General features: G+C 36.5%; 4 protein-coding genes. All 4 read right to left on the bottom strand.

Annotated elements, in window-relative coordinates:
• Positions 1-454: hypothetical protein (locus tag ACFXHA_RS45580; RefSeq protein ID WP_379367734.1), on the bottom strand; the 454-nt coding region annotated here is incomplete at its 3' end.
• 53 nt (positions 455-507) lie between these two features.
• Positions 508-744, bottom strand: a complete 237-nt coding sequence (locus ACFXHA_RS45575; protein WP_376912105.1) for a hypothetical protein — start codon at positions 742-744, stop codon at positions 508-510.
• A 67-nt stretch (positions 745-811) separates the two neighbouring features.
• Positions 812-1,279: a hypothetical protein gene (locus tag ACFXHA_RS45570; RefSeq protein ID WP_326194938.1), complete on the bottom strand. Its 468-nt coding sequence runs from the start codon at positions 1,277-1,279 to the stop codon at positions 812-814.
• A gap of 20 nt (positions 1,280-1,299) precedes the next feature.
• A complete protein-coding gene (locus ACFXHA_RS45565; protein ID WP_326194937.1) occupies positions 1,300-1,467 on the bottom strand; it encodes a helix-turn-helix domain-containing protein in 168 nt (55 codons plus the stop codon).
• Positions 1,468-2,034 lie beyond the last annotated feature (567 nt).

Here is a 2,034-nt window from a genome sequence, read left to right as displayed (position 1 = left end):
TAAGATAATCAACGCTCACATGTCTGTAAGACCGTTTTAAGTCCTCTATCACATTTGCATCCATCATTGTGTCGGTTTTTTCTTTCCAGTAAATCATTAAATAGGGTTCAGTAGCTTGTCGGGCTTTTCTTTCAGCCGCTTTTCTTTTTCTTTCTTCAGCCTTCGCCCGCTTATTTAATTCTTTGTTATACCATTCATTAAATCGTGATTCGCTCCAATACCTTTTTGCGGAATGTTCGGAGACTTTAAATCCTAACCGTTTAATTAATTCAGATCGTTCATTTGCAATTAAACTACGACTCTTTTTCTTAACAATTTTATTTACTGTGGCAGGTTTATTTTTTAATTCCTTTATAACCTTTTTGTCAGTAATTCCGACTTTTTTCAAGGCAGCTATATTTTGTTTTTTCTGCTGTTTCTTCTTCAGCCGCTTTTTCTTCCCAATCAGTGACACCCCCTTTAAACACAAAAGTCACAGGGAAACGAATTTCCCTGTCAATTTAATATTTAAATGGCTTCTGCTTTTTGTGTCGGAATATAGCGAACAGAACCGCGTGACAGTTCGTCTTGTGCTTCAGCATGAAAATAGGAGACTATTGCAAGCATTTCTGAACGAGTGAAACTAATAATCTGTTGTGTATCGTCATCAAGCTTTTGAGCGAAACAATACATATTCTCCACTCTATCCTCTTTAATCTCTGTGCGGCGTTCTCCGTTGTCGAAAATCATTACGTTTTTATCCAAGTCTAGCAACCTCCGTATATAGTAATTTAATATAAGAAAAGCCGCCCCGATCGGAGCGACTATTTAATTAGTCCACAAGCGCAAGTGTCAATGTTTTAAAGCCGCGGCGGGTTTTAACTTCTTTTGGAACAACTTTTAATGGCTCGTCCGTCCAAGGACCTTGCCCTACAATCCCAATGATACGTTGTAGGGAGCTTGCTACGCCCTGAGATACACTGTGATAGCCTTGTCCGTCTGCTGTTAAAAGAACAACGCGCATTGCCTGAATTGTCTCTTTCGTGACTTCATCCTCTAATTCAACCGCATGGGCGACCATGTCTGTAATTTCAATTACTTCTCCGATATGGTCTGATAGAGAGTGTTCAGCGTTGCTTACCGCGTTGTAAAGTTTGATGCTGCTCTTTCTGTCCGTTGCCTGGATAGTTGAAAACATTTGTTGTGTACCTTGTTCAAAAATACTTGGTGATGCTGTTGCAATGTCCTCAGTTGCCAATACGTCAGTAGTGTTTTCAGTGTTTTTAATAGTGTTTGTCATTTTAAAATTCCCCCAAAGAATTAATTTTGTTTTAAGTATTCATTGAATTTTTCAGCTGACACGCGCCATTCTCGACCGACTTTGAAACCTTTAATTTCTCCGTTGTTCAGCATTTTGCGAGCCGTTTTTTCAGATATTTTTAATATCTCGGCTACCTGTTTAACTGTTAAAACCTCTTCACTAGACAAAAAGCGTACCTCCCTCTACATATGTATCACTTCCTTTAAAGGGCTTCAGATTCCTTTATGTTCCCTTTGATGACCTTATCTTACCATCAAGGGATATATCATGTCTACCCCTTTTTACAAATTTCTTCAGAATTTTTTCAGGAAGGATTCGACATTATGCGACATATTGGTAGGAGAAGAAAATATTTCTGTACCAATAATAGAACACATGTTCCTGAATGTAAAGTCCTATTATATATGAAATAACTGGGTATCAGGGATAGAAATGTCCTATCTCTTATGTTCGCACTGAGTATAAATGTTTATAACAGGTTATTATTGACAAACTAAAATAAGTGTGTATATACTCTCTCCATTAAAGGAGATGAATAATTTATGCCAAATCTAGAAATATTAGATATTATTAATATGAAATTAGATACGAAATACAAGCATATTGAACACTTTTTAAAGGATTGGATAGATAAGAAGTACAACAATATGGATGTTTACGAAATTCTTGTATATTTAAAACACTTTAATATATCGCCTAAAGAATAGTCCTCCCTTTTCCGGGAGGATATTTTA

This window comes from Nocardia sp. NPDC059240, assembly GCF_042753865.1.
GTDB lineage: Bacteria > Actinomycetota > Actinomycetes > Mycobacteriales > Mycobacteriaceae > Nocardia.
This window is presented reverse-complemented; position numbering and strand designations above follow the sequence as displayed.